Raw genomic sequence first — 25,791 nt, 5'->3', positions numbered from 1 at the left:
GTTGGACTCGGATTAGTCTCGGTAATTCTGAAGCTTTTAGAGCTTAAGCTTCTGGAGCGCTCTCGGCGCCATCCACTTGCGGCGTCAGAATGGTTGGGTAGGACACTGCCCAGGTTCCAGGGTAATCACGACTGTAGTGCAATCCCCTACTTTCTCTACGCATCAGAGCTGAACGCACGATGAGTTCAGCACATTCGAGCAAATTACGCAATTCAATCAGGTCGCGCGTGACTTTAAAGTTCGCGTAATACTCCTGCACTTCGTAACGCAGCAACTTAATGCGATGTAGCGCACGCTCTAATCGGCGATTGGTTCGCACGATGCCGACATAGTTCCACATGAGTGAGCGCAATTCATCCCAGTTGTGCGCAATAACCACCTGCTCATCAGCATCCTCAACTTGGCTCTCATCCCAAAGGGGAAGATTTGGCACTTCTGGAGTATTGATTGCAGAAATATCATCGGCTGTCGCCTTACCAATCACAACACACTCTAATAATGAGTTACTAGCTAAACGATTGGCGCCATGCAAACCAGTATAAGTAGCCTCACCTACGGCATAAAGACCTGGTAAGTCTGTACGGCCCTTGAGGTCCGTGACGACACCACCACAGGTATAGTGCGCCGCAGGAACTACTGGAATAGGTTCTTTAGTGATATCCAGTCCCAAGCTTAAGCAACGGGCATAGATCATTGGAAAATGCTCTTTAATAAATGCTTCGCCTAAATGTGTGGCATCTAGGTGCACGTAATCTAAGCCGTGCTTTTTCATTTCAAAGTCGATAGCGCGTGCGACGATATCGCGAGGCGCTAATTCATTACGCTCATCATGCTCGGGCATAAAACGCGTACCGTTTGGCAGCTTTAATAAGCCACCTTCACCACGCATAGCCTCAGTAATCAAGAATGTTCTGTCACTAGGGTGATACAAGCAAGTTGGATGAAACTGAATAAATTCCATATTACCAACACGGCAGCCAGCACGCCAAGCCATAGCGATACCATCACCTGTTGCGGTATCAGGGTTGCTGGTATAGCGATAGACCTTACCCACACCGCCGGTAGCTAGCACGACCGACTTTGCAGCAATCGTTTCTACCCGATTATTTTGAATGTCTAGAGCGTAAACACCATAACAACGATTGGGTTTAGTGCGCTGTGTCTTGGCATCGAGGTGTCGATTGGTAATAAGATCTAAAGCAATCCAATGCTCCAGAATCTGAATATTTTTATGTGCTTTTGCCTTATCGAGCAACACTTCATGAATCGCTTTGCCTGTGGCATCAGCAGCGTGCGCAATGCGGCGATGACTATGTCCACCTTCACGTGTCAGATGCAAACCCATCGGACCAGATTTATCTTCTGTAAAGGGAACACCCTGCTCCACCAACCATTTAATTGCCTCGGCACTTTCTTCAGCAATGTAGCGTGCAGTAGATTCCACCACTAAGCCTGCACCTGCATTTAAAGTGTCGGCCACATGAGCATCAATACTGTCATGCTCTTTATCAACTACGCCAACGATGCCGCCTTGCGCCCATGCAGTTGCTGCTTCATTCAATCCACGCTTAGCCATCAAAATGACGGGCTGGCTCTCTGCCATATGCAGAGCAACTGTTAAGCCTGCAAGCCCTGCCCCAATAATGAGAACAGGCAACTCATTTTGAGTTTGCGAGGAAGATGGTTTGAAACTGGCCATAAGAGGGTTATTTTAAGGGGCAAATCTATTTTGGTTTTACCAAGTAAAAAGGCTCCAAAGGAGCCCTTTTACTGGTCTTATTACCGACACACCTTAATTCTTAAACGTTCACCATCAACTTTGGACCGTTAGGGGCATTGGTGCCATAACCCACCACCTTAGAAGGCTCACCACCCTTGCTTAACTTCACCGCGCAGTACTTAAACTCCGGAATCTTGCCAAACGGATCTAAGGCTGGGTTGGTAATGAGGTTAGCTGCTGCCTCATAGTAAGCAAATGGAATGAAGATAGCCCCTCTTGGTGTGCCATCATCTCTTCGTACATGAATACCAACCTCACCACGACGTGACTGGACAGTAATCACATCACCAGCAGATACGCCTAGCTGAGTCATATCTTCACCATTCATCGACACGGTCGCCATAGGTTCGATCGCATCCAATACCGTTGCACGACGCGTCATACTGCCAGTATGCCAATGCTCTAACTGACGACCTGTAATGAGTACAAATGGATAGTCGCTATCAGGACGCTCGTTTGCAGGAATGATGTCTGCTGGCACGAGTTTGACTTTGCCATCTGGTGTTGCAAAGGCATCATCAAAGACAATTGGTCGACCTGGATCTTCCAAAGATAGACATGGATAAGTGACGCTCGATTCTTTTACCAATCGATCCCAGGTAATGCCGTTGATAGCAGCGTGCATCGCTTGACGCATTTCGTCATACACTTCGGCAACACCAGCATCAGGGCCTTGGTAATTCCAATTCAGACCCATGCGCTTCGCAATTTCTTGAATGATCCACAGGTCAGCCTTAGCATCACCAGGAGGCTCGACTGCTTTTCTACCCATTTGCACCATACGGTCGGTATTACTTGCAGTGCCCACCTTCTCAGGCCAAGCGCTTGCTGGTAATACGACGTCTGCCAATAAAGCAGTTTCAGTCATGAAAATATCTTGCACCACTAAATGTTCAAGTGATGCGAGCGCATGACGCGCATGATTTAAGTCTGGGTCACTCATTGCAGGGTTTTCACCCTCAACGTACATGCCACGAATCTTATCGGGGTCGCTATCAGGCGCAGTAATCTTGTGCATGATTTCAACGACGGTATAGCCTGGCTTCTTATCCAGCGGTGTATTCCAGAACTTCTCAAACCAAGCATGCGCTTCTGGGTTATCCACGCGCTGATAGTTCGGGAACATCATCGGAATCAATCCAGCATCACTGGCACCCTGCACATTATTTTGACCGCGCAATGGATGCAATCCTGAACCAGGTTTGCCAATTTGACCAGTGATACTGACTAAAGCAATTAAGCAACGTGCATTGTCAGTGCCGTGAACGTGCTGACTCACACCCATGCCCCACAAAATCATGGCTGATTTCGTAGTAGCAAATTCTCTAGCGACTTCACGCAAGGTTTCTGCTGGAATACCGCAGATTGGCGCCATCACTTCAGGGCTATAGCCTTTGATGTTTTCTTTTAGGGCTTCAAAGTTATTCGCGCGATTGGCGATGAAATCTTTATCTGCCAAGCCTTCTTCAATAATCGTGTAGATCATGGCATTGAGCATGGCCACGTCAGTATCGGGCTTGAACTGCATGGTGCGCCAGGCATGCTTACTAATTTCAGTCTTGCGTGGATCACACAATACGAGTTTTGCACCTCGCTTAGCGGCATTCTTAAACCAAGTTGCTGCTACGGGATGGTTAGCAGTTGGGTTTGATCCAATCAACATGATCAAGCTAGAGTGCTCAACATCATTAACCTGGTTACTTACAGCGCCAGAGCCCACACCTTCTAATAGTGCAGCTACAGAGGAAGCATGACAGAGGCGAGTACAGTGGTCGACGTTATTGCTACCAAAGCCAGTACGAACCAATTTTTGAAACAAGTAAGCCTCTTCGTTACTACCTTTAGCAGAACCAAAGCCAGCAAGAACTTTGAGTCCATGTTTATCTTTGAGCTCTTTGAGTTTGCCGCCAGCAAAATCCAGCGCCTCTTCCCATGTCGCTTCACGAAAAATATCAGACCAATCTTGTTTACCTTCTAAGATCGATTCATCTTTTGGAACGCCTGATTTACGAATCAAGGGCTTAGTTAAACGCTGTGGGTTATGGATGTAATCCATACCAAAACGCCCTTTAACGCACAGACGATTATGGTTAGCTGGGCCATCACGACCCTCAACACTAACAATCTTGTCATTTTTGACGTTATAGGTAATCTGACAACCGACGCCACAGAATGGGCATACAGAATCAACCTTACGATCCACTGTTTGTGAACCGATCAAACCTTTTGGCATTAATGCACCAGTTGGGCAAGCCTGCACACATTCACCGCAAGCAACGCAAGTGCTCTCACCCATTGGATCATTCAGGTCAAATACGATTTCGCTATGCGCACCACGCATAGCGTAGCCAATCACATCATTAACCTGCTCTTCACGACAAGCACGTACACAACGATTACATTGAATACAGGCATCGAGGTTCACCGCCATCGCCGGATGAGAAAGATCGCTTGATACTTTTTCACGGCGTAGCGCTTTGAGTTCAGGACGCACACTCACATCCATACGCGCAGCCCAAGTGCTGAGCTCACCATGTTGATGTTTTTGCTCTTCTTCTTTAGAGTCACCTACCCACTTAAAGCCTTCATCAGGCATATCAGATAGCAGCATCTCCAGAACAAGCTTTTGACCCTTTAAGGCGCGCTCACTATTAGCCTTTACTTCCATGCCAGGTGTAGCGCTTCTGCAGCAGCTAGGAGCCAAAGTGCGCTCACCATTAATTTCTACTACGCAGGCGCGGCAGTTGCCATCTGGGCGATAGCCATCTTTAAAGCACAAATGTGGAATATCAATACCATGGCGTTTTGCGGCCTTGAGAATCGTTTCACCTTCATAGGAAACAATCGTCTTGCCATCTAACTTGAATTCAACAGTTTGCAAATCGAGTTCTTTTGGATTGGTTGGTGCGTTCATATTAGTCTCGTTCTTCCCTGATCTTTTACTTATACGATTTCTTGTGGGAAATATTTATGAATACAACGAATGGGGTTTGGCGCTGCTTGACCTAGACCACAGATCGAAGCATCAACCATCACAGTAGCCAGATCTTCAAGCGTGTCTTGATCCCAAGATTTGGCTTGCATGAGTTTTGCAGCTTTACCTGTACCTACTCGGCATGGTGTACATTGACCACAGCTCTCATGCTCAAAGAAGTGCATGACATTTAGCGCCATATCGCGCGCTTTATCTTGATTGCTAAATACCATTACGGCTGCAGAACCAATGAAGCAACCATAAGGTTGCAAAGTATCAAAGTCCAATGGAATGTTATTCATGGTTGCTGGCAAGATGCCGCCAGATGCGCCACCGGGCAAATAACCATAGAACTGATGACCGTCTTGCATACCACCGCAGTACTCATCAATGAGTTCTTGAATCGTAATGCCTGCTGGCGCTAGTTTCACACCGGGGTTTTTCACACGCCCACTGACGCTATAGCTACGCAAACCTTTACGGTCATGACGACCATAGGAGCTAAACCACTCTGGACCACGCTGCACAATATCGCGTACCCAATACAAGGTCTCAAAGTTATGCTCCAAGGTTGGCCTACCAAATAAACCGACTTGTGCAATATAAGGTGGGCGCATACGTGGTTCACCACGCTTACCTTCAATACTTTCAATCATCGCGGATTCTTCACCGCAAATATAGGCACCAGCACCACGACGCAATTCAATATTCGGAATTGCAAATGGAGGATTGGCTTTGAGCTTAGCTAATTCTTTTTCGAGTAGCTCACGGCAACCGTGATATTCATCGCGCAAATAGATGTAGCAAGCATCAATGCCCACGACATTGGCAGCGATTAATAAACCTTCTAAGAAGCGATGGGGGTCACGCTCAAGATAGGTACGGTCTTTGAATGTGCCTGGCTCACCTTCGTCAATATTGACCGCCATGAGCTTAGGCGCCGCTTGATCTTTTACGATGCGCCATTTGCGTCCTGCTGGGAAGCCTGCACCACCCAAACCGCGCAGACCCGAATTTTCCATCGCCTTGATGATGCTTTCTGCATCACGTTTGCCATCCACAATCTCTTTAGCCAAGGCATAACCACCCTTAGCGCGATAAGACTCATAACCAACATAGTCTGGAGACACTGCTTGATTCTCACCCTGAGGTGAAACACCCTTTTGAGCCAATTCTGCTGGCTCAAAGACCGCATCGTCATTTGCCAAAGGCTGAGTCGTCAGTTTGTTGTTAACTGCGGCTTTTACTTTGTCGGTGTTAGCAAAAATCACAGGGTATTGATGTACTACTGCCACTGGGGCTTGCTCACAACGCCCTACGCATGGGGCTGCAACCACATTCACATTAGGATTACCCAAGATCGCAGGCAACTTGGCTAATAAATTTTGTGCGCCCGCTAATTCGCAAGCAACGCCATCACACACACGCACAGTGATATCGGCAACCGGATCATTACCACGCACTACTTCAAAGTGATGATAGAAGGTTGCAACTTCATACACTTCAGGCATCGGCAAATTCATTTCTTTTGCCAAAGCCACTAAATGACGATCATGTAATGCACGGTACTCATCATTCAGCTTATGTAAATTTTCAATGAGCAAATCACGACGATGAGGTGCATTACCAATTAACTGTCGTACCTCTGCAATCGACGCGTCATCTGCTTGACGGCCTTTTAATTTACTTTTGCGACGAATGGTCTCCCGTAAATCATCTGCAGTTGCAACTGCAACCGCGTTGACTTCTTTGGAAGGCTTTGGGTGATTCATATTCTGTAGTCTCTGTTTTTATAAAGTTCGTTTTTATGTACTTCGTTTTCTGTATTTCGCGCTCGAGTGCTTATCCCCAAAAACTGGGTTTTTTGCTCATTAACAGCAGATTTTGGGTTATTTCTAGCCCTAAGTCCTTGACGGAGCTCAAGGGAGATTTAAAGGGCTATTTTAAGGGTAAACCCTAGTTATAGTAAGGATGGGGATGGCTGATCGCCTGGAGGCATTGAGTAATCTAACTTGCGCTCATAAAGCCTTGCTTTGTAGCAGTCCTGATAGCCTTTACTACCGATTTGCCAGCCAATCGAGGTGCAATCGTCCTGAGCCGCCTGCTCTATCGAGCCACAAGCAGTCAGGCCAATGGCCATAAAGGCAAGGGGAACCAAGGCTAGGCGCAAATTTGTTGATTTCATACCGCAAGTCTAATGGATTTTGATGCCTATCCAAGGCAAATTCAGCAAATTGAGCAAATTCAGGGAAAGCATCTACTTGTCTTCTTTAATTCTTATCAGTAACAATGGGTCACATTAAAACGAATAACAAAGTGGAGACCCCATGAAATTGACCCTCAAGAAAATCGCCTTCTTTTTTATCTGTTTGCATCTGGCGATTTGCAACCCCGCCATTGCTCAAAATCAGGATGGCTTCGTAGACCTAATAGATGGCGTTAGCCTAAGCGGTTGGAATATCGTGGGTAATGCTAATTGGGTCATTGGCAACGGCATCATTGAAGGCAATAAACCCATGGGATTTTTAGTCAGTACAAAGTCTTACAAAAACTTCATTATCAAAGCCGAGTTTTGGGCTGAGTCCAATACCAATAGTGGCATCTTTATTCGTTGCCAAGACCCAAATAAAATTACCGCTGCTAACGGATATGAAGTCAATATTTGGGATACCCGTCCCGAGCAAGCCTATGCAACCGGTGCGATTGTGGATGTTGCCAAAGTAAATCCAATTCACAAAGCAGGTGGTCGCTGGAATACGATGGAAATTGTGGCCAATGGCTCACACTTCAAAGTGAGTATGAATGGCGTTGTAACTGTAGGAGACGGACAAGATAGCCGTTTTGCAGAGGGCGTAATTGCACTTCAATCAGCAGGCGGAATTGTGAAATTTAGAAAGCTACAAATCAAACCGATTTAGTTTTAGTGACGCACATAACAATAAAGCCACCCAAGTATCGCCAGGGTGGCTTCTTTTTTTGATACGCGCATGAGCTCAATTATGCTGCCGGCGGAAATCCTACCTTTTGCGCCCACATATTATTAAATACATGAATAACGGGCTTTTCATATACACCTGCTTTAGTAAATGGCTCGTTACTGAGCCACTCATCTACTGCAGCCCTGCTTGGAAAATCCATCACCAAGAGACTTCCAGTAACCGTTTGACCATCTTCAGAAGTAAGTGGTCCAGCAAATGCCATGCGCTCAGCTTGCTGACCTAAATAAGCACGGTGCTCAGGCCGAACCTTCACACGTAAATCCGCAGTACCGGGTCTATCCATTAATAAAATTGCAAAAATCATGTCTTTTTCCTTAAGTAGTTTGCCGATTTACCAAGACTGCTTTTTACCGTCAATCCAAGTTTCTTTAACTTGGATATTGCGGATCTGATCCACTGGAGTCTTTTTAGGATTACTTGATAACACGACCAAGTCAGCCTGCTTACCCACCTCTAGACTGCCTACCTTGTCGTCAGAGAACATTTCATAAGCCGCATTGATGGTTACCGCACGAATCGCATCATCAACCGTGACGCGCTCATCAGGACCCAAAACTTTACGTGGCGCTTTTTGCCATAAACGTCCAGCACCTTCGGAAATGTAATTTAATGGGCCCACATTCGATACTGGAGAGTCGCTATGGTAAGCAAAGCGACCGCCTTCTTTTTTGAATGAGCCAGATGGATCAATGCGGTCTGCACGCTTAGGACCCACAATCTTGTCGTGAAATGCTTCACCCCAATAATCCACGTGTCCAATCGTAAAGCCAGGAATTACACCTAACTTCACCGCGCGCTTAACCTGCTCTGGAGTATTGATTGTGAAATGCTCAATCCGCAAGCGACGCGCCTTTGGATCAGGCGAGTTGGCTAGTAACTTAGCGTAAGTATTGAGCGTTTGCTCAATAGTCCGATCACCATTTGCATGGGTCGCAATTTGCCAACCTTGATCAAACACTGGCTTAGTCATTTTGTAAATTTGATCATCGGCGTAATCTAAGTTGCCGCGAAACTTAGTGTCCTTAGGATAAATATAGGGCTCATTGAGTGCTGCAGTAATGCCCTGAGTAGAGCCATCGGAAACAAACTTCACACCTACGAAACGCAACTTATCATCACCATCGTTTGGCTTGAGACCATTGGTGCCATTAGCTAACAACGGACCATACAAGTACGCTCTGACCCGAATGGGGAAATCATTGCCATGCGCAACAGCATTAAATAGTTTTACTTCATTATCCAAACCGAGCATCAAACCCAAAGTGATTTCTGCCGAAGTGGTCACACCCTTGGAGGCAATCATCTTGGCTGTTTTTTGCATTGCTGCGGCCAACTCTGCTTCACTCGGTGGAGGTACATGTTTTAAAACAGACAGAATGGCCGATGGCTCAACCACCACACCAGTTAAGCGACCTTGAGCATCCTTCATATAAATGCCGCCATCTCCAGGATTGGGCGTTTTATCGGTAATGCCAGCAAGCTCAAAAGCCTTATGGTTCACATACAAAATGTGGCCCGATTGATTCATGACGGCAATGGGCACCTCTGTCGAGACCTTATCGAGTACATCTGCAGTTAACTCAGCCATGAAGGGTTGCGTACGAGATGGATCAACACCAAATGCGCCTAACCACTGACCTTTTGGTAGCGTCTTTAATCTTGCTTTGAGTTTTTGACTAAGTGAATCCAAGGTATCGTACTGAGGTGTGAAGTTCGATAAATTGAGCCAGAGCACCTCTGTCATCGCCGTCATCACAATATGAATGTGCGGCTCTACAAAGCCCGGCATCAATGCTTTACCTTGAAGATCGACAACCTTAGTATTGGCGCCCTGCCAATTTTTTACCACAGCGTCTTTCTTACCAACCGCAACAATCTTGCCATCTTGGACAGCAAGCGCTTGAACTTCTTCGTTTTTAGCATTCACCGTCAGAATGGGTCCGCCATAAAAAATAGTGTCGGCAGACTGTCCAGCTTGATTGGTGGCTGCGTTAGCTATTTGCAAGCTAGCGATGAGGCCAAATGAGAGTAAAGCCCTTTGCATTAAACGTTTCATTTCAAATCTCTTCAAAAATGGATTGGATAGCTAAGCATAGCGGAAATTGAGATGCTTACAGATGGGTATTTTTATGGGCAAAAGAAAACCACCCGAAGGTGGTTTGGCATTACTTGGCGGAAGGGGCGGGATTCGAACCCGCGGTAGGCTATTAACCTACGCACGCTTTCCAGGCGTGTGACTTAAACCGCTCATCCACCCTTCCGGAACCGTTGATTATACGATTGCCGAAAGGGTTTTGCCCCAATTCCCAATAAAGACGGCTTAGAGAGACTCTTTAAGCTGCTCCAAGATTGCTGGGTTTTCCAAGGTGGATGTGTCTTGAGTGACTTCCTCGCCCTTCGCAATCACACGCAAGAGGCGACGCATGATCTTGCCTGAACGGGTTTTAGGTAAGTTATCACCAAAGCGAACATCTTTTGGCTTGGCAATCGGACCAATCTCTTTACCAACCCAGTTACGCAGTTCAGTAGCAACCTTCTTCGCATCTTCGCCAGTTGGACGACCACCTTTGAGGACCACGAATACGCAAATCGCTTCACCAGTGAGATCGTCTGGACGACCTACTACCGCTGCTTCTGCAACCAATGGGTTTGCCACTAAGCAAGATTCGATTTCCATCGTGCCCATACGGTGACCAGATACGTTCAGAACGTCATCGATACGACCCGTAATGGTGAAGTAGCCAGTCTCTTTGTTACGGATAGCGCCATCACCTGCGAGATAGAGGTTGCCACCCAACTCTTCTGGGAAGTAAGACTTCACAAAACGATCTGGGTCATTCCAAATGGTACGAATCATAGAAGGCCAAGGACGCTTGACTACCAAGATTCCACCGCTACCGTTTGGCACGTCATGACCGGCTTCATCCACAATCGCCGCCTGAATACCTGGTAATGGCAATGTGCATGAACCTGGAATCATTGGGGTTGCGCCTGGCAATGGAGAAATCATGTGACCACCAGTTTCGGTCTGCCAGAAGGTATCAGCGATTGGGCAACGTGAGCCACCCACATTCTCGTAGTACCACATCCATGCTTCTGGATTAATTGGCTCGCCAACTGAACCCAAGAGACGCAAAGAGGATAAGTCATAGCTCTTTGGATGCACTGCTTGATCGTTGCTAGATGCTTTGATCAATGAACGAATCGCAGTTGGTGCTGTGTAGAAAATCGTTGCTTTGTGTTTTTGAATCATGTCCCAGAAACGACCCGCATTCGGATAAGTTGGAACGCCTTCAAACACAATCTCAGTGGCGCCAACAGCGAGTGGGCCATAAGTAATGTAAGAGTGACCTGTTACCCAACCAATGTCGGCAGTACACCAGAACACATCGTTTGGTTTGATATCAAAGGTCCACTTCATTGTGAGAATCGCCCACAAGAGGTATCCACCTGTAGAGTGCTGCACACCCTTAGGTTTACCAGTAGAACCAGATGTATACAGAATAAAGAGTGGATGCTCAGCGCTGACCCACTCTGGCTCGCAAGTTGCTGCCTCATTGGCCACAATGTCTTGCATCCAAACATCACGGCCTGCTTTCATATCAATCGCGGTACCGGTACGCTTGCTCACGATGACATGCTTTACCTTGCCGCATTCACCAGTAGAGAGTGCTTCATCACAGATCGCTTTGAGTGGCAATGATTTGCCGCCGCGATATTGGCCATCAGCAGTAATTACCGCAACTGCGCCTACGTCGATGATGCGGTCACGCAATGCTTGTGCAGAGAATCCACCAAACACTACCGAGTGAATCGCGCCAATACGAGCGCATGCTTGCATTGCCACAATGCCTTCAATAGTCATCGCCATGTAAATAATGACCGTGTCACCAGACTTGATGCCCATCTTGCGCAGTGCGTTTGCCATTTTGCAAACACGCTCAAGCATGTCTTTGTAACTAACTTTTGTTACGGTACCGTCGTCTGCTTCAAAAATAATAGCCGTCTTATCACCAAGACCAGCTTCTACTTGGCGGTCTAAACAGTTATAAGATGCATTGGTTGTGCCGTCTTCAAACCACTTATAGAAAGGCGCTTTGGATTCATCCAAAACTTTAGTAAAGGGCTTTTTCCAGTAAATATTTTCTTTGGCGAGGCGACCCCAGAAACCGTCATAATCTTTTTCAGCTTCAGCGCAAAGCTTTTTATAAGCATCCATACCTGGAATGGCCGCGCTCTTAACGAAGTCTGCAGGTGGGTTAAAAACGCGGTTTTCTTGCTTTAATGGTTCCATGCTTCACTGCCCTCTATTAAATAAACAATGTTCTTTTTTTGCCAAAATGCAGCAAAATGATGGGTTCTGACCCCTCAAGAATTACGAAGATAAGTGAAAACACTTGGGATTTGCTCTATGGCAAACCCTTAAAATAGGGCAAACCTTACTAATAATGTGGAAATAACCCCAAAACCATGACTCAGATTAAACAAAACGACCTCATTCAAAGCGTTGCAGACGCATTCCAGTTCATCTCCTATTACCACCCTAAGGACTTCATTGATGCCATGGGTAAGGCCTATTCCCTCGAAAAAGGTGAGGCTGCTAAGGATGCAATTGCCCAAATTTTGACTAATAGCCGCATGTGCGCTGAAGGTCATCGCCCACTTTGCCAAGATACTGGTATTGCCGTAGTGTTTCTGAAGATCGGCATGAATGTGCAGTGGGCAGATGCCACGATGAGCGTTACTGAAATGGTGAACGAAGGTGTGCGTCGCGCTTACCTCAATCCAGAAAACACTTTGCGTGCTTCCGTATTAACTGACCCAGCAGGCAAACGTAAGAATTCCGGCGATAACACCCCCGCCGTTGTTCACTATGAAATTGTTCCGGGTGACGATGTAGAAGTGATTTGCGCCGCTAAAGGTGGTGGCTCCGAAAACAAAGCCAAGATGGTAATGCTCAATCCATCTGACTCGATTGTGGATTGGGTGGTCAAGACTGTTCCAACCATGGGTGCTGGCTGGTGTCCTCCTGGCATCCTGGGTATTGGCATTGGCGGCACACCAGAAAAAGCGATGCTCATGGCTAAAGAAGCTTTAATGGGTCCAGTTGATATTCAAGAATTGATTGAGCGCGGTCCGAAGAACCGTGTTGAAGAATTGCGTCTCGAGATCTATGACAAAGTGAACAAGCTGGGTATTGGTGCCCAAGGCTTAGGTGGTCTAGCTACTGTCTTGGATATTAAGATTTTGGATTACCCAACACACGCTGCTTCATTACCAGTTGCCATGATTCCGAACTGCGCAGCAACCCGTCACGTTCATTTCCATTTGCATGGTGATGGCCCCGCCAAACTCGAAGCGCCTTCTTTATCTGATTGGCCAGATGTCACTTGGACACCTGATGTTCAAAAATCCAAGCGCGTGAATTTAGATACATTGACTGCGCAAGAAGTGGCTAGCTGGAAACCAGGCGAAACATTGCTACTGAACGGCAAAATTTTGACTGGTCGTGATGCAGCACATAAACGCATTCAAGACATGCTTGCTAAAGGCGAAGAATTGCCAGTGAGCTTTAAAAACCGCGTTATCTATTATGTTGGTCCAGTCGATCCAGTGCGCGATGAAGTCGTTGGCCCAGCAGGTCCTACTACGTCTACCCGCATGGATAAGTTCACTGAAATGATGCTGGCCAAAACAGGCTTGATTTCCATGATTGGTAAAGCAGAACGTGGTCCAGTCGCAATCGAAGCTATTAAGAAACACAAATCTGCCTATCTCATGGCAGTTGGTGGCGCTGCTTATCTGGTATCAAAAGCAATTCAGACCTCTAAGGTGGTTGGCTTTGCTGATTTAGGTATGGAAGCCATTTACGAGTTTGAAGTCAAAGACATGCCCGTAACTGTTGCCGTGAATTCAGAAGGCATCTCCATGCATGAGACCGGACCAAAAGAATGGCAAGCGAAAATTGGCGGTATTCCAGTCAAGATTGCTTAATTCATTCTGCTTTATTGGTTTTGAATTGACCCTGAATTGGCGTTAAATTGTCATTAATCGGCGTCTTTGATTCTGGCGTTGGTGGCTTATCCATTTTGGATGAGGCACTGCGCCAACTTCCACAGCACGACTACATTTACTTAGCCGACTCTGCAAACGCGCCGTATGGTGAAAGATCTCCAGAGTGGATTGCGCAGCGCAGTTTGAGTCTTTGCAAATATCTTGCGCAGGCCGGGTGTGACGCCATCGTGGTAGCTTGCAATACTGCAACTGCGCAGGCGATTAAAGATATTCGTGCGGCTATTGCGATTCCGATAGTGGGTGTTGAGCCAGGTATTAAGCCTGCTGCCATGCAATCGGCCAATGGCATTGTGGGCGTCTTGGCAACTGAAGCTACTTTGAAGAGCGACAAGTTCAATGCCCTACTGTCTACGCTACCCGTTGATTGTCAATTTATTAAACAGGCTGGTGCAGGTTTAGTTCCCTTGATTGAAGCAGGCAAAGCGAACGATGGGGAAACTTTAGAGTTACTTGCTAAGCATTTAGAACCGATCCAAATAGCAGGCTCCGACACGATTGTCTTAGGTTGCACCCACTATCCATTTTTAAGAAAAGCGATTCGCAAACTGCTCGGTGACAAGATCACCCTGATTGATACAAGTGAGGCGGTGGTTAAACAACTCAAGCGCCAACTAGAGTCGCTTGCGCCCCACCAGCCATCCATCTCTGCCGACCTCCCTCAATTTGGTTCGGTACATTTTGTTAGCAGCAAGGATGAGCACGCTCTCCTCAGGATGGCGCAAGATTTGATGCATACCGATTTGAAGAACCATCGCGTTAGCACTACGCAATTGGGATCTGTGTCATGAGCGCATTTTGGCAAAAGGTTGATGATCATCTACCATTCACCAAAACCGAACGGATCATTATTGGTATTGTGCTGTTGCTACATGCTTTACCAGCTTTAGAATTTTTACACTGGACATCCAAACCGACTCACGTTGATGATGAGCGCGTCATGGCCAATCTAGTTAGTCCAGATACAGCTTCAAGCAAAAGCCAGCAACCTCCTGCACCGCCGCCGCCAAAACCCAAAGAAGAACCAAAAAAGAAAACGGTAGAAGAAAAGTCTTCTCAAAAGCCAACGCCAGCGCAAACTCAAAATACCCCTACGCAAAAGAGTGAATCATCCTCGCAAAGCCAGATGCAAAATGCCGCTATTGCACCTGCAACTGCTGGTGGCGCCAGTGGTACACCGATTCAAACGGACATTGGTAAACTGGTTGTCGTATTCCAGCCTGATGCTGATGCGTATTACCCTTCGTTCTCTAAAAGATCAGGAGAACAAGGAACGGTAGTAGTGCGTTTAATTATTTCCGAGACGGGTGATGTTGAAGATGTTGCAATCTTGCAATCGAGCACCTTCCCCAGACTGGATCGCGCAGCTACTGATATTGGTCGGCGTTATCGATTTAAACCTTTTTTAGTCAATGGCTCACCCCAACGAATTTCAACGAATCTTTTAATTAAATTTAACCTCAAGAATTAAGCGCTATGAATACACCATTTGGAATTGCAAATCTTTGGCTTGAAGGCGACGGCATTACCCGCTTTGTGGCGATTGCTCTGTTGGCATGCTCAATCATCACCTGGGTTATTTTGCTTACTCGCCTTTGGGAACTGCGCAACCTTCGCAAACTCAAACCAGAAGTGGATCAATTTTGGCATGCGAACTCATTTGAGCAAGGCTTACAGTCCTTTAGCAGTCCTGCTGCCAACCCCTACTATCAAATTGCCAAATCAGCGAGTGGCGCCTCTGTTCACCATCAAGGTCAATCAAGCAACCATCGTGAATTACTACAAACCTTGAACTATTCCGAGTGGATGGCAAGAAGCGTTAAAAACAGTATTGATGGCGTCGCTGCCAGCCTGCAAAAAGGACTCACCTTTCTGGGCTCTACGGGTGCAACCGCTCCGTTTATTGGCCTTTTTGGCACCGTATGGGGCATCTATCACGCTCTAATCTCTATCAGCAGCTCAGGAAGCGCCCAGATTGATCAAGTAGCAGGTCCGATTGGTGAGGCTTTGATCATGACTGCATTAGGTCTTGCTGTGGCGATTCCAGCGGTATTGGGATTTAATGCCATCAACCGCGCAAATAAATTGTTTGTTGCAGAACTCAATCGCTTTGGCAATGATCTACTGGCTTATTTTGTAACCGGTGCGCGCGTGAATTCCGGAGAATAAGTATGTCGTTTCATCTGCAAGACGATCAAAACGAAGACGCCATCATGGCGGAAATCAACATGACACCGATGGTGGACGTCATGCTGGTATTGCTCATCATCTTCATCATCACCCTCCCCGTTATTCAACAAGCGGTTAAGGTTGAGTTACCCAAAGCCAATAGCGTACGCAATGAAGTGAAGCCCGAGTCAGTGCAATTGACCATTGACGCCAAAGGTCAAATTTTTTGGAATAGCACTCAAATCGACCTCAAGACCTTTGATGGCTATGCAGAGAAAGCCGCCCAAAAAGACCCGCAACCAGAGATTAATTTACGTGCCGACAAAGCCGTAAAGTATGAATATGTAGCCCAAGTGCTGGCTGCATCGCGTCGCGCAGGCTTGACCAAACTAGGATTTGTTACAGAACCTAACTAGCGGTCTAAAGCAGTCTGCAGCTTATTTGCCAGTAACTCGGTAAGGCATCTTCGCTAGCGCGCAACTCTCTTCAGTAACTTGCGTGCCATTGCCAATCGTGGCGCCCAAAATGCCGCCTTGAATTTTTTCTACTTTTTTCAGCTTCCCTGTGATTGGGTCTAGCGTCATTTGTGTTGAAACTGTTCCTGCTGGATAAGCAACATCCATCACCTTTTCTGGTGCAAAACTTGCTTCAATCAAAATCACAATATTGGGACGAGCCATAGTCACGCTCTTAACTATTTGCTTACCGAATTCATCAGACTGATCTAAATCTCGATCATCTAGATATACCTTGGCCTTCTGGTTACCAGACGCCAAGGTAATTTTCATGTCGTACTCCTCCGTGTAATCCTTTTCTTTTCTTGTGCAACGAAACTCCATCACATCAATCGACCATGCAGATAGCGAGATTGCATACAAGCAAAGACAGACGAGGATTTTGGACAAATTCATAAGGGATGAATACAAGGAATTTGGATTTGGTGCCCGGGGCCGGAATCGAACCGGCACGACTGTTTAGGTCGCAGGATTTTAAATCCTGTGTGTCTACCGATTTCACCACCCGGGCTCGCACAAGCAATTACTGCCGCGCTATGTAAATCAAGACAGCCTGAATTTTAGCATGTGCGCCAGAAACTGCCCTAGGCGCCCCATAGCACTAAAGACCTACTGGCATGACGCCCAAAAACATTAAAATATTTATATGAAATCTCAGGGCAAGATAGCCAGCTTTTACAAACTCTTGCGACCGCTTCGCTTGGTTGCTGGGGTTCTTGCATTAGCAATTTTGGCCATTGTGCTCTTCTACCTCTACTCGGCACAATCCAGCCCATCAGGCAAAAGAACCATTAAAGGCCTGGGAGATAGCGTTGTCATTTCTTTTGATGAAGTCGGCATTCCCCATATCAAAGCCAATAGCCAAACTGATGCGCTATTTGCATTAGGCTACATTCATGCGACTGAACGCTCTTGGCAATTAGAAATGAATCGCCGCATCGCTAGCGGACGACTATCTGAAATCCTCGGCCAAGACACGGTCAGTATTGATCGCTTCATCAGAACTCTAGGTGTAAAACGGGCAGCAGAAAAGCAATTCGATAAATATCCAATTGCCACAAAGAGATTGCTCCAAGCATATGCTGATGGCGTCAATACTGGTAATGCCAGCTTAGGATGGGCGCTGCCAGTAGAGTATTTTTTAACTGGCTCTAAACCAGGTCACTGGTCACCTACCGATAGCGTTGCTTGGATGTTGATGATGGCCTATGACCTCGGTGGTAACTGGCAAAAAGAATTGCAGCGCCTTGAGCTATCACAATACCTGAGTACTAAACAAGTGTGGGAAGTAATTCAGCCCTATAGTCAAGGCGAGCTCGTAAGTAATATGGATTTCGCCAAGATGTACCACGATCTCAACGTATTTAATACAAACCCCAAAGGCGAGAACCCTAAATCCAAAAAATTACCCTCTACCGAACTGAGCGTCAATGATCTTCCCGGGGGCAAGGATGGCATTGGCTCTAACAACTGGGTTTTCAGTGGCAAGCTTACCGATACTGGTAAGCCTTTATTGGCAAATGATCCACACCTTGGATTGTCAGCGCCAGCCATTTGGTATTTTGCGCATCTTGATGCCCCAGGACTCAATGTGATTGGCGGAACATTGCCTGGCATTCCGGCGGTTGTGTTGGGCAGAACAGAAAAATTTGCATGGAGTTTTACCAACACCAATCCAGATGTTCAGGATACCTACTTAGAACAGTTGGATCCCAATAACCCAAGCATGTACCGTGGCCCAAATGGCATGCTGCCATTTACCGTCCGTCAAGAAATCATCGATATCAAAGGTGCGGCACCCTTAACATTTATTGTGAAAGAAACACGGCACGGTCCTGTGATTTCTGATTCGTATGCACGTGTGCAGCGTGTGATTGATACTGATCGATACGCACTTGCCCTTCGATGGACTGCACTGGATCACGAAAATCAATCCGTAGCCGGCTTGCTTGAAATGAATCGCGCAAAAGACCTAGATTCATTTAAAGCAGCCTTGCATAAAAATTATGCGCCAATGCAAAACGTGGTCATGGCTGATACCGAAGGAAACATCTCCTACCAAGCTGCAGGAGTAGCCCCTAAAAGAACTCTTCATCAAGGGCTGTATGGCATCGCTCCTGCGCCAGGGTGGGACAAGCAGTACGACTGGGCTGGCTACCTACCATTTGATCAATTGCCAGTAAGCAATAATCCTGAGCAGGGTTGGATCGCCACCGCAAACCAGCAAATCATCGCTGCCAATAATCCCAATCCCCTAACTGCCGACTGGGATGTGCCCACTCGTTATGACCGCATCGTGCAGCTAATCAAGGCAAGAAATGCTTTCGATACGCAGTATGTCAAAACCATGCAGAGCGATACACTTTCCCTCGGCGCCACCCCACTTTTGGAATTATTCAAATCCTCCCAACCCAAACACCCCTTGGGAACAAAAGTACTTGAGCTGATACAGAATTTTGATGGCAATATGAGCGCTGATAGTCCTAGCGCTCTGATTTTTAATGCTTGGGCCGATCAACTTACTCGTAATGTTTACTCTAGATTAAGTTACCTGTTTTTTGATAACTATGGTGCGCGCAACTTTCGCTATCCTTTAATTTCAGTTTTACAAAACCCCAATAGCCCTTGGTGCGATATTCCCAAAACACCTACCGTTGAAACATGTGCCGAATCTTCTAATATTGCTTTTGATCGTGCGTTGGAATATTTAAGCGATCAATATGGCAACGATCCAAAGTCGTGGTCATGGGGTAAAGCGCATACTGCTATTTCAGAACATCGCCCGCTAAGCAAAATACCTGTCTTAGGAAAACTCTTTAATATCACCACCCCATTTCCGGGCGATAGTTTCTCTATCAACGTAGGTCGACTTGAGCTTAATAACTCCAGCAATCCTTATGAAACCTTACAAGCCCCAAGTCTGCGCACTATTTATGACTTATCAGACCTTGAAAAATCCCTCTTTATTTATCAAGCTGGGCAATCGGGTTGGGTTCAAAGTCCTTGGTACCGCAATATGAGTTCACTATGGGCAAAAAATGAGTACCTCCCCTTACAAATGAAGCCTGAAAAGACTGCCCGCACTCTGGAGTTAAGTAATAAATAAATCGTATATGGCAAAGATACTGTTGCCGTATAAAATGTCATCTAGACAACATCGCTTGTGACATAGCTCATTTTTAAGGTAAATCAATGAAAAAGATTCTTCTTGGCACACTTACTGCATCAGCACTTTTTGTTGCTACCCATGGCACTGCTAATGCCGCTTGGAAAGAACTGGGCTCCAATGCCGTGATGACAGTGTATGTCGATCTAGATACCGTTCAAACACAGGGTGAGAAAACCCAAATCGTTTCGATGCTCGATTTTAAGAAACCAGGAACTAATCCAACCAATAAAGAGCCTGTTAACTCCATTATTGGCTTAAATGAATACGACTGCCCATCAGTAAGCTACCGCCCAATTGCTTATAAAGAATTTTCAGAAAACAAAGGGGCTGGTAAGGTTGTTTCAGAAAGCAATACCCCAGACAGCAAGTATGAGCCTGTAGTGAGCGAAAGTTGGACGGCTGGCGTATTTAATTCTGTCTGCAAAGTAGCGAAGTAAGTCCGACTTAATCTATGCGGGCATTTTGGGTTGCCTCGCTTTCGCTTTCGACTTCTTTAGTCAGTACAATCTATCTACAAGGTTGTGCTGCTCCACTTGCAGCAATCGGTGCCAGTAGCACAGCTGCCGCTAGCTCAGCTGGCACTAGCGTTGCGGCAGTTGCTGTAGCTAACCCAGTGACAGCAACTAGCGTAGCTTCCACAGTCACAACTGGTAAGTCACCTTTGGAGCATGCGGCGTCAGCGGCCACCAAAAAAGAATGTAGCTTCACGAATATTGTGGGCCCAAAGCCTATCTGCGAGGATATTCCTGTACCCAAAGTCATCGACAAAAGCGCACCGCTTTCAGGGCCGGCTGATCTACCAAAAGACCCTGCCAAACCTTAATTCAATAGAATTTGGCGATTGATGATGGCTAAAGGGCTAAAATCAGGGTTTACCAGCAGCACCCATATCCACACAAGCTCTAAAGATGACTACTGAAAACTATTACCTCACCCTAACTTGCCCGAATAAGCCTGGAATTGTGGCCGCTGTTTCCACTTATATCTTCCAAGCAGGTGGCGATATTGAGGAAGCACAACAGTTTGATGACAAAGCGTCAAAACGTTTTTTCATGCGCGTTAGCTTTAGCTGCCCAACTGATGGCAATACTCTACGATCTGGTTTCACAGAAATTGCTAAACGTTTTGAACTGACCTGGAATTTACGCGCAGTCAAAGACCTCAAGCGCGTACTCATCATGGCTTCAAAATTAGATCATTGCTTGGTGGATCTCCTCTATCGCTGGCGCATCGGTGAATTACCGATGATTGTCTGCGGCATCGTTTCCAATCACCCGCGTGATGTTTATGCCAGCATCGACTTTGCCGATATTCCCTTCTACCACTTACCTGTGACGCCTGATACCAAGCCGGCACAAGAAGCAAAGTTATTGGACATCATTGCCGACTCCAAGGTGGATATGGTGATCTTGGCACGCTATATGCAAATTCTGTCTGATGATTTATCTACCAAGCTATCGGGACGTTGCATCAACGTGCACCACTCTTTCTTGCCTAGCTTTAAAGGTGCAAAGCCCTATCATCAGGCGCATGCGCGTGGCATTAAGCTCATTGGCGCTACCGCACACTTTGTTACGAGTGATTTAGATGAAGGCCCTATCATTGAGCAGGACGTTACACGAGTCACCCATGGCGATACACCAGAAGACCTCGTGCGTAAGGGTCGAGATCTAGAACGTACAGTGCTTTCACGCGCTCTACGTTATTACCTGCATGATCGCGTCTTAATTAACGGCGCAACCTCAGTCGTTTTCTCAGACTAAACGCTTTGTTAGGGTCTCACCCCTGGAGACTCTAGGGGTAGCCCGCGTGCACGCCACGCAAGAAATAGTTCTAACTGCGCCATTTCAGGCGAACCATATTCATACTGCTGGGCCCTGACACCACTCATACAGTTGCGCAAACGGCGCTGTAAAGAACCCAAGGTTTGCCACTCTAGACGATAGATTGGATAAGCATTCGGATGGCCTTGTGGAATCACTGCGCCTCCCAATTTCAATCCAGCACGCTCTTCATGACACTGAGCACAAGATAGATTGAGCTGCCCCATTCTTTCGTAAAAAGATTTGCGACCTTGTTGCATTGCCATTTTGTTCTCGACAGTTTCACGCACAGCAATAGGCAAACCCTTTGATTGGTAAGCCACATAGGCAGTCAAGGCAAGGAGGTCTTTACTCTCATATGCCAGAGGGGGCAATGCCTGTGCTTGAGATCTGCATTGGTTAATTTGACCTTCTAGCGTTTGCAACTTACCCTTCATCATTTTGGGAAACACAGTGGCAACACCTCGCATCGACTTTTTCGCATCGCCATGACAACTCGTGCAGGCTTTTCCATTGCTCTCCGAAGGCTTGTTCCATAACGCCTCGCCATCGCCTACCCAAAACATCGCTGGGTTTAAGCTTGGATCATCTTGCATTGCCTTATTCTCAGCCGACATGAGCTCGTAACTCGACTGCGGCTTTGGCTTGCTATTTTCCGGTGCACCATAGACTGAAGTGATACTCAAACACAGTAAGCCTGATGCAATCAGTCTGATGTAGCAGACCCAACCCTTAGAGGCAATCATGTAACTGTTATATGAGCATGATTGATAGCTTCATAACCATCATCACCCACCCATCTAAATTCCAAATTACCGTTTTCAGTAGCAATGGTGGTGAAGATGATCAAGGGATTAGCTCCCGTACCAGGATAAAAATCCGCTCTAAAAACTTCTACATTGTTGTAGGTGCATGTAAATTCACGAATAATGTCGCGAGGAATTAATTTTCCGCCTTCGGTGTAACGAAACCCCGACTCCATATCGTGCTGTGCAATGGCCCGTATCTCCACAATCGAACCCTGCTTTGCAGTTGCCGGCATCGTAATAGAAGTGCGTGATGTTTTGCTCATAGTTTTAACCTTCTAGACCAGCTCTGTACAGGCAGAAAGCGTCACCAAAGTCTCGGCACTGCCTTGATAAAAATTACCATCGCTCATTTGAGCAATTGCCCATACCGTTTGACTGTCTGCCAAACGCACACGCGTGGTGATATTGGCGGTCCCTGAACGCGGCGTTAAATACACCGTGAAAATATTGGGCAAGGGATTACCTTCTGCTATGACATGGATGGATTTAACGTAGTTATTGGCAGTCATAGGGCTGTCGACACTGACCTTAAGAACAACCAGATTTCCATTTTCCACAAGCGGCGGAATTACCAACTTCACTTTGCCATCGATGATGGGTTTACCGCCAGTAATTTCTTGAATGACTTTACTTGCATCCTCTTTTTTAGCTAACACCGTTAAAGGACTAAACCAAGCTCCCAAAGCCAAAATGCCAATACTTTGAATTTTCTTTAACCACTGTCGACGACTTAATTGCATCTTCATAATTCGATAGATATTCTGTATTTACTGATTATTCTTTATTAATTCTTTATTGCTTGGCTTGTTGCAAAGCTAATAAAAATGCGACCACATCCTCAATCTCTTGTGCATTCAAAATGGTTTGATCTGCAAACTTATTTGCCACGCGATTTAAATGATCTGTACGGTAATACGAAGGCATGATGGTATTAGGATTGAAATAACTAGCGTTAACAATTCTGGCACGCAGCTGAGGAGCCGTCAAAGAAGCAACGCTACTTGCTAGATCAGGAGCTAAATTGCCCTGAAAACGCTCTTCCGGGAATGGCCCACTATGACAAAGAATACATAGCCCCGTTTGACGACTTAAAACAATCGCGCGACCATGTAGCGCATCACCAGGCGTAGTAGTCAGAGGCTTTTCAATCTGACCCGCAACGATCTCTTGCGCAAATACTCCAGAAAAACTAAGGGCGCCTAGCAATAAGATCGCTAGAACGCCCCTCTTACTCATCTAATGCAATTCTCTGAATTAAACGAGTTTGATGCCGCTGTTTTTCAGAGGAACAGTACGGTAACGCTTGCCGGTAGCACGGTAAATAGCATTAAGCACTGCTGGTGCTGCTACCGCAATCGTTGGCTCGCCAACCCCACCCCAATCCTTGCCGCCACCCTGAATAATGATGGTTTCGACTTTTGGCATTTGAGAGAGTCGAATCGAATTAAAGGTATCGAAGTTCTTCTGCACAACCGCGCCCTTCTCCAAAGTAATCTCTTCTTCAAAGAGAGCAGATAAGCCGTATACAAAAGAGCCAGATACCTGACGATTGACTTGTGCTGGGTTAACTACATAACCAGGATCAGTAGCAGCAACAATTCGATGAATCTTTACCTCGTTGCCATTTTTCACTGAAAGCTCACAAGCTGCTGCAACATAGCTACCAAATGAGCGCATCTGCGCAACACCACGGTAGACACCAGGGGCTGCAGGCTTAGTCCAGCCAATACCATCAGCAACCGCGTTCAATACCGCTTCTGCCCTTGGGAACTCCTTCATATGCTTGCGGCGGAACTCCACTGCATCCATACCCGTTGCTTCAGCCAATTCATCCATGAATGTCTCAATGAAAATGGCGTTTTGATTGACGTTAACACCGCGCCAGAATCCTGGTGGCACATGGGTGTTACGCATTGCATGGTCAATGGTCAAGTTGGGGAAGCTGTATGTAATGCCGTGCTCACCACTTGGCTCAAGACCTTGGAAGGTCAACGGATCTTTACCCTTATTTGCCGCCACAACTGCTGGACGTACGGCAGCCAAAATAGATTGGCCTGACAAACGCATATTTAAACCAGTGACATTTTTCTTGTCATCGATTGCTGCAGTCATTTTGCACATCATCACCGGATGGTAACGACCTTGAGTCATATCCTCTTCACGGGTCCAGATCAACTTAATCGGTGTACCAGGCATTTGCTTGGCAATATTCACCGCTTGAGTGGTGTAGTCCTGGAAAGCACCACGACGACCAAAGCCACCACCAAGATTCACTTTGTAGACATTGCATTTTTCAGCAGCCAAACCAGAAGCGGCAATCACCGCTGCCAAGGATGCTTCGCCGTCTTGGGTTGGCACCCAAGCTTCACAAGAATCAGGTGTCCACTTGGCAGTAGCAGTTTGAGGCTCAAGGGTTGCATGGTTTAAGAATGGATAGAAATATGTTGCTTCAATCTTCTTAGACGCATTAGACAAAGCAGATTTCACATCACCGTTGGTGTTATGTACAAATGCATCGTCCGCACTCAGACCATCCTCGAGCATCTTCTTAATGGAAGCGCTTGAAACATCGCCATTGGCGCCGTTATCCCAAACGATATTGACTTGATCTAAAGCGGTTTTAGCTTGCCAGAAAGTATCAGCCACTACAGCTACCGCTGAATCACCAACCTGCACAACCTTCTTAACGCCCTTCATGCTTTGGGCCTTGGCTGCATCGTAGCTCTTTACTTTGCCGCCAAATACAGGGGACTCTTTGATGTTAGCAACTAACATGCCAGGTATCTTGAGGTCAATGGCATAAACCTGACGGCCTGTGACCTTATCCGATACGCCATCAATACGATTGACTGATTTACCAATCAGCTTCCACTCTTTTGGATCTTTTAATGGAACGTCTGTTGGCACTGGCAGTTGTGATGCCGCTACAGAAACTTTTCCAAATGTTGTTTTGCGTCCTGATGGAGTATGGGTAATGACACTATTAGCAGCAACGCACTCTGAAGCAGGCACATTCCACTGATTGGCTGCGGCTTGAATCAACATCATGCGGGCAGCTGCACCACCCTTACGCACATATTGTTCTGAAGTACGAATACCGCGGCTACCACCAGTAGAGTAACTACCCCATACAGCTTTGCGCTTTAGACTTTCAGCTGGGCTTGGATATTCATAATTAACCTTCTTCCAGTCACACTCCAACTCTTCAGCAACCATCTGAGCCAAACCAGTAATCGTGCCTTGACCCATTTCAGAACGGACAATACGAACTACAACATCATCATTTGGCTTAATTACCACCCATACACCAATCTCTGGAGTAGCCAAAGGCGTCATAGAAGTAGTGCCTGTGCCCATGGCAGCATTTGCACTAGACATAAAGCTCAAGTCAAAGCCAATAGCTAAGCCCGTGGCAATAGCGCTAGAGCCAACTACAAACTGACGGCGGGAAGTATTAATTGCATTAGTCATGATTACCTCC

General features: G+C 46.5%; 23 protein-coding genes and 2 tRNA genes. 10 read left to right on the top strand and 15 right to left on the bottom strand.

Annotation, left to right across the window (positions count from 1 at the left end):
* Nucleotides 1–43: 43 nt before the first annotated feature.
* From nadB to IC571_RS04545, 4 genes are all read right to left on the bottom strand, one after another.
* Complete coding sequence (gene nadB / locus IC571_RS04560) at nt 44–1,699, bottom strand: L-aspartate oxidase (RefSeq protein WP_215317628.1); 1,656 nt, start codon at nt 1,697–1,699, stop codon at nt 44–46.
* Between the two features lie 100 nt (nt 1,700–1,799).
* Nucleotides 1,800–4,694, bottom strand: a complete 2,895-nt coding sequence (gene fdhF, locus IC571_RS04555) for a formate dehydrogenase subunit alpha (protein WP_215317627.1) — start codon at nt 4,692–4,694, stop codon at nt 1,800–1,802.
* Nucleotides 4,695–4,723: 29 nt separating this feature from the next.
* On the bottom strand, nt 4,724–6,526 hold the full coding sequence (locus tag IC571_RS04550; RefSeq protein ID WP_215317626.1) for an NADH-ubiquinone oxidoreductase-F iron-sulfur binding region domain-containing protein: 1,803 nt from the start codon (nt 6,524–6,526) through the stop codon (nt 4,724–4,726).
* Between the two features lie 188 nt (nt 6,527–6,714).
* Entirely contained in the window at nt 6,715–6,939 is a 225-nt protein-coding gene (locus IC571_RS04545; protein WP_215317625.1) for a hypothetical protein, read from the bottom strand.
* A 142-nt stretch (nt 6,940–7,081) separates the two neighbouring features.
* On the opposite strand from IC571_RS04545, the gene IC571_RS04540 reads away from it, so the two are divergent.
* Nucleotides 7,082–7,672: a DUF1080 domain-containing protein gene (locus tag IC571_RS04540; RefSeq protein WP_215317624.1), complete on the top strand. Its 591-nt coding sequence runs from the start codon at nt 7,082–7,084 to the stop codon at nt 7,670–7,672.
* A gap of 79 nt (nt 7,673–7,751) precedes the next feature.
* Here the strand turns inward: IC571_RS04540 and IC571_RS04535 are convergent, their stop codons facing one another.
* The 4 genes from IC571_RS04535 to acs form a co-directional block, all read right to left on the bottom strand.
* Nucleotides 7,752–8,057, bottom strand: a complete 306-nt coding sequence (locus IC571_RS04535; protein ID WP_215317623.1) for a YciI family protein — start codon at nt 8,055–8,057, stop codon at nt 7,752–7,754.
* A gap of 27 nt (nt 8,058–8,084) precedes the next feature.
* Complete coding sequence (locus IC571_RS04530; RefSeq protein ID WP_215317622.1) at nt 8,085–9,809, bottom strand: amidohydrolase; 1,725 nt, start codon at nt 9,807–9,809, stop codon at nt 8,085–8,087.
* Nucleotides 9,810–9,923: 114 nt separating this feature from the next.
* A tRNA-Ser gene (locus IC571_RS04525) sits at nt 9,924–10,014 on the bottom strand.
* Nucleotides 10,015–10,073: 59 nt separating this feature from the next.
* Nucleotides 10,074–12,047 carry an acetate--CoA ligase gene (acs, locus tag IC571_RS04520; RefSeq protein ID WP_215317621.1) on the bottom strand — a complete coding sequence of 658 codons (1,974 nt, stop codon included), beginning with the start codon at nt 12,045–12,047 and terminating at the stop codon, nt 10,074–10,076.
* A 176-nt stretch (nt 12,048–12,223) separates the two neighbouring features.
* On the opposite strand from acs, the gene IC571_RS04515 reads away from it, so the two are divergent.
* From IC571_RS04515 to IC571_RS04495, 5 genes are read left to right on the top strand one after another with little or no spacing between them, the layout of a single operon-like run.
* Nucleotides 12,224–13,747 carry a fumarate hydratase gene (locus tag IC571_RS04515; protein WP_215317620.1) on the top strand — a complete coding sequence of 508 codons (1,524 nt, stop codon included), beginning with the start codon at nt 12,224–12,226 and terminating at the stop codon, nt 13,745–13,747.
* 47 nt (nt 13,748–13,794) lie between these two features.
* A complete protein-coding gene (gene murI, locus IC571_RS04510; RefSeq protein ID WP_215317619.1) occupies nt 13,795–14,616 on the top strand; it encodes a glutamate racemase in 822 nt (273 codons plus the stop codon).
* Nucleotides 14,613–15,296 (top strand): energy transducer TonB, encoded by a 684-nt coding sequence (locus IC571_RS04505; protein ID WP_215317618.1) that lies wholly within the window; start codon nt 14,613–14,615, stop codon nt 15,294–15,296. The genes murI and IC571_RS04505 overlap by 4 nt, the downstream gene beginning before the upstream one ends.
* Nucleotides 15,297–15,301: 5 nt before the next feature.
* Entirely contained in the window at nt 15,302–15,994 is a 693-nt protein-coding gene (locus IC571_RS04500) for a MotA/TolQ/ExbB proton channel family protein (protein ID WP_215317617.1), read from the top strand.
* 2 nt (nt 15,995–15,996) lie between these two features.
* Nucleotides 15,997–16,410, top strand: a complete 414-nt coding sequence (locus tag IC571_RS04495) for a biopolymer transporter ExbD (protein ID WP_215317616.1) — start codon at nt 15,997–15,999, stop codon at nt 16,408–16,410.
* 21 nt (nt 16,411–16,431) lie between these two features.
* Here the strand turns inward: IC571_RS04495 and IC571_RS04490 are convergent, their stop codons facing one another.
* Nucleotides 16,432–16,905 carry a hypothetical protein gene (locus tag IC571_RS04490; RefSeq protein WP_251373506.1) on the bottom strand — a complete coding sequence of 158 codons (474 nt, stop codon included), beginning with the start codon at nt 16,903–16,905 and terminating at the stop codon, nt 16,432–16,434.
* Nucleotides 16,906–16,932: 27 nt separating this feature from the next.
* Nucleotides 16,933–17,020, bottom strand: a tRNA-Leu gene (locus IC571_RS04485).
* Between the two features lie 135 nt (nt 17,021–17,155).
* Here IC571_RS04485 and IC571_RS04480 point away from each other — a divergent pair.
* The 4 genes from IC571_RS04480 to purU all read left to right on the top strand — a co-directional run bounded on the left by IC571_RS04480 (nt 17,156) and on the right by purU (nt 21,441).
* The gene (locus IC571_RS04480; protein WP_215317615.1) at nt 17,156–19,615 is read left to right on the top strand and encodes a penicillin acylase family protein; all 2,460 of its coding nucleotides are present in this window, start codon (nt 17,156–17,158) and stop codon (nt 19,613–19,615) included.
* A gap of 86 nt (nt 19,616–19,701) precedes the next feature.
* Nucleotides 19,702–20,115 carry a surface-adhesin E family protein gene (locus IC571_RS04475; protein WP_215317614.1) on the top strand — a complete coding sequence of 138 codons (414 nt, stop codon included), beginning with the start codon at nt 19,702–19,704 and terminating at the stop codon, nt 20,113–20,115.
* 14 nt (nt 20,116–20,129) lie between these two features.
* Nucleotides 20,130–20,501: a hypothetical protein gene (locus tag IC571_RS04470; protein WP_215317613.1), complete on the top strand. Its 372-nt coding sequence runs from the start codon at nt 20,130–20,132 to the stop codon at nt 20,499–20,501.
* A gap of 85 nt (nt 20,502–20,586) precedes the next feature.
* Entirely contained in the window at nt 20,587–21,441 is an 855-nt protein-coding gene (gene purU / locus IC571_RS04465; RefSeq protein ID WP_215317612.1) for a formyltetrahydrofolate deformylase, read from the top strand.
* Between the two features lie 8 nt (nt 21,442–21,449).
* On the opposite strand, the gene soxA is transcribed toward purU, so the two are convergent.
* Genes soxA through IC571_RS04440 form a run of 5 tightly spaced genes read right to left on the bottom strand, consistent with a single transcriptional unit; the run spans nt 21,450 to nt 25,781 of the window.
* Entirely contained in the window at nt 21,450–22,247 is a 798-nt protein-coding gene (soxA, locus tag IC571_RS04460; protein ID WP_215317611.1) for a sulfur oxidation c-type cytochrome SoxA, read from the bottom strand.
* Nucleotides 22,244–22,573, bottom strand: coding sequence for a thiosulfate oxidation carrier complex protein SoxZ (locus IC571_RS04455; protein WP_215317610.1), 330 nt, complete (start codon nt 22,571–22,573; stop codon nt 22,244–22,246). The genes soxA and IC571_RS04455 overlap by 4 nt, the downstream gene beginning before the upstream one ends.
* A gap of 12 nt (nt 22,574–22,585) precedes the next feature.
* Entirely contained in the window at nt 22,586–23,050 is a 465-nt protein-coding gene (locus tag IC571_RS04450) for a SoxY-related AACIE arm protein (protein WP_251373505.1), read from the bottom strand.
* Nucleotides 23,051–23,102: 52 nt separating this feature from the next.
* The gene (gene soxX / locus IC571_RS04445; protein WP_215317609.1) at nt 23,103–23,546 is read right to left on the bottom strand and encodes a sulfur oxidation c-type cytochrome SoxX; all 444 of its coding nucleotides are present in this window, start codon (nt 23,544–23,546) and stop codon (nt 23,103–23,105) included.
* A gap of 18 nt (nt 23,547–23,564) precedes the next feature.
* Nucleotides 23,565–25,781 carry a xanthine dehydrogenase family protein molybdopterin-binding subunit gene (locus IC571_RS04440; protein WP_215317608.1) on the bottom strand — a complete coding sequence of 739 codons (2,217 nt, stop codon included), beginning with the start codon at nt 25,779–25,781 and terminating at the stop codon, nt 23,565–23,567.
* Nucleotides 25,782–25,791 lie beyond the last annotated feature (10 nt).

Origin of the sequence: Polynucleobacter sp. MWH-UH2A, assembly GCF_018687195.1 — a bacterium.
GTDB lineage: Bacteria > Pseudomonadota > Gammaproteobacteria > Burkholderiales > Burkholderiaceae > Polynucleobacter.
Note: the sequence above shows the minus strand (reverse complement) of the source record. Positions and strands in the feature narration are given on the sequence as shown.

What these genes read in the sequence shown, in the direction of transcription:
- nadB (WP_215317628.1), bottom strand. Translation starts at nt 1,699, where the DNA reads ATGGCCAGTTTCAAACCATCTTCCTCGCAAACTCAAAATGAGTTGCCT.
- fdhF (WP_215317627.1), bottom strand. Translation starts at nt 4,694, where the DNA reads ATGAACGCACCAACCAATCCAAAAGAACTCGATTTGCAAACTGTTGAA.
- IC571_RS04550 (WP_215317626.1), bottom strand. Translation starts at nt 6,526, where the DNA reads ATGAATCACCCAAAGCCTTCCAAAGAAGTCAACGCGGTTGCAGTTGCA.
- IC571_RS04545 (WP_215317625.1), bottom strand. Translation starts at nt 6,939, where the DNA reads ATGAAATCAACAAATTTGCGCCTAGCCTTGGTTCCCCTTGCCTTTATG.
- IC571_RS04540 (WP_215317624.1), top strand. Translation starts at nt 7,082, where the DNA reads ATGAAATTGACCCTCAAGAAAATCGCCTTCTTTTTTATCTGTTTGCAT.
- IC571_RS04535 (WP_215317623.1), bottom strand. Translation starts at nt 8,057, where the DNA reads ATGATTTTTGCAATTTTATTAATGGATAGACCCGGTACTGCGGATTTA.
- IC571_RS04530 (WP_215317622.1), bottom strand. Translation starts at nt 9,809, where the DNA reads ATGAAACGTTTAATGCAAAGGGCTTTACTCTCATTTGGCCTCATCGCT.
- acs (WP_215317621.1), bottom strand. Translation starts at nt 12,047, where the DNA reads ATGGAACCATTAAAGCAAGAAAACCGCGTTTTTAACCCACCTGCAGAC.
- IC571_RS04515 (WP_215317620.1), top strand. Translation starts at nt 12,224, where the DNA reads ATGACTCAGATTAAACAAAACGACCTCATTCAAAGCGTTGCAGACGCA.
- IC571_RS04505 (WP_215317618.1), top strand. Translation starts at nt 14,613, where the DNA reads ATGAGCGCATTTTGGCAAAAGGTTGATGATCATCTACCATTCACCAAA.
- IC571_RS04500 (WP_215317617.1), top strand. Translation starts at nt 15,302, where the DNA reads ATGAATACACCATTTGGAATTGCAAATCTTTGGCTTGAAGGCGACGGC.
- IC571_RS04495 (WP_215317616.1), top strand. Translation starts at nt 15,997, where the DNA reads ATGTCGTTTCATCTGCAAGACGATCAAAACGAAGACGCCATCATGGCG.
- IC571_RS04490 (WP_251373506.1), bottom strand. Translation starts at nt 16,905, where the DNA reads ATGAATTTGTCCAAAATCCTCGTCTGTCTTTGCTTGTATGCAATCTCG.
- IC571_RS04480 (WP_215317615.1), top strand. Translation starts at nt 17,156, where the DNA reads ATGAAATCTCAGGGCAAGATAGCCAGCTTTTACAAACTCTTGCGACCG.
- IC571_RS04475 (WP_215317614.1), top strand. Translation starts at nt 19,702, where the DNA reads ATGAAAAAGATTCTTCTTGGCACACTTACTGCATCAGCACTTTTTGTT.
- IC571_RS04470 (WP_215317613.1), top strand. Translation starts at nt 20,130, where the DNA reads ATGCGGGCATTTTGGGTTGCCTCGCTTTCGCTTTCGACTTCTTTAGTC.
- purU (WP_215317612.1), top strand. Translation starts at nt 20,587, where the DNA reads ATGACTACTGAAAACTATTACCTCACCCTAACTTGCCCGAATAAGCCT.
- soxA (WP_215317611.1), bottom strand. Translation starts at nt 22,247, where the DNA reads ATGATTGCCTCTAAGGGTTGGGTCTGCTACATCAGACTGATTGCATCA.
- IC571_RS04455 (WP_215317610.1), bottom strand. Translation starts at nt 22,573, where the DNA reads ATGAGCAAAACATCACGCACTTCTATTACGATGCCGGCAACTGCAAAG.
- IC571_RS04450 (WP_251373505.1), bottom strand. Translation starts at nt 23,050, where the DNA reads ATGCAATTAAGTCGTCGACAGTGGTTAAAGAAAATTCAAAGTATTGGC.
- soxX (WP_215317609.1), bottom strand. Translation starts at nt 23,546, where the DNA reads ATGAGTAAGAGGGGCGTTCTAGCGATCTTATTGCTAGGCGCCCTTAGT.
- IC571_RS04440 (WP_215317608.1), bottom strand. Translation starts at nt 25,781, where the DNA reads ATGACTAATGCAATTAATACTTCCCGCCGTCAGTTTGTAGTTGGCTCT.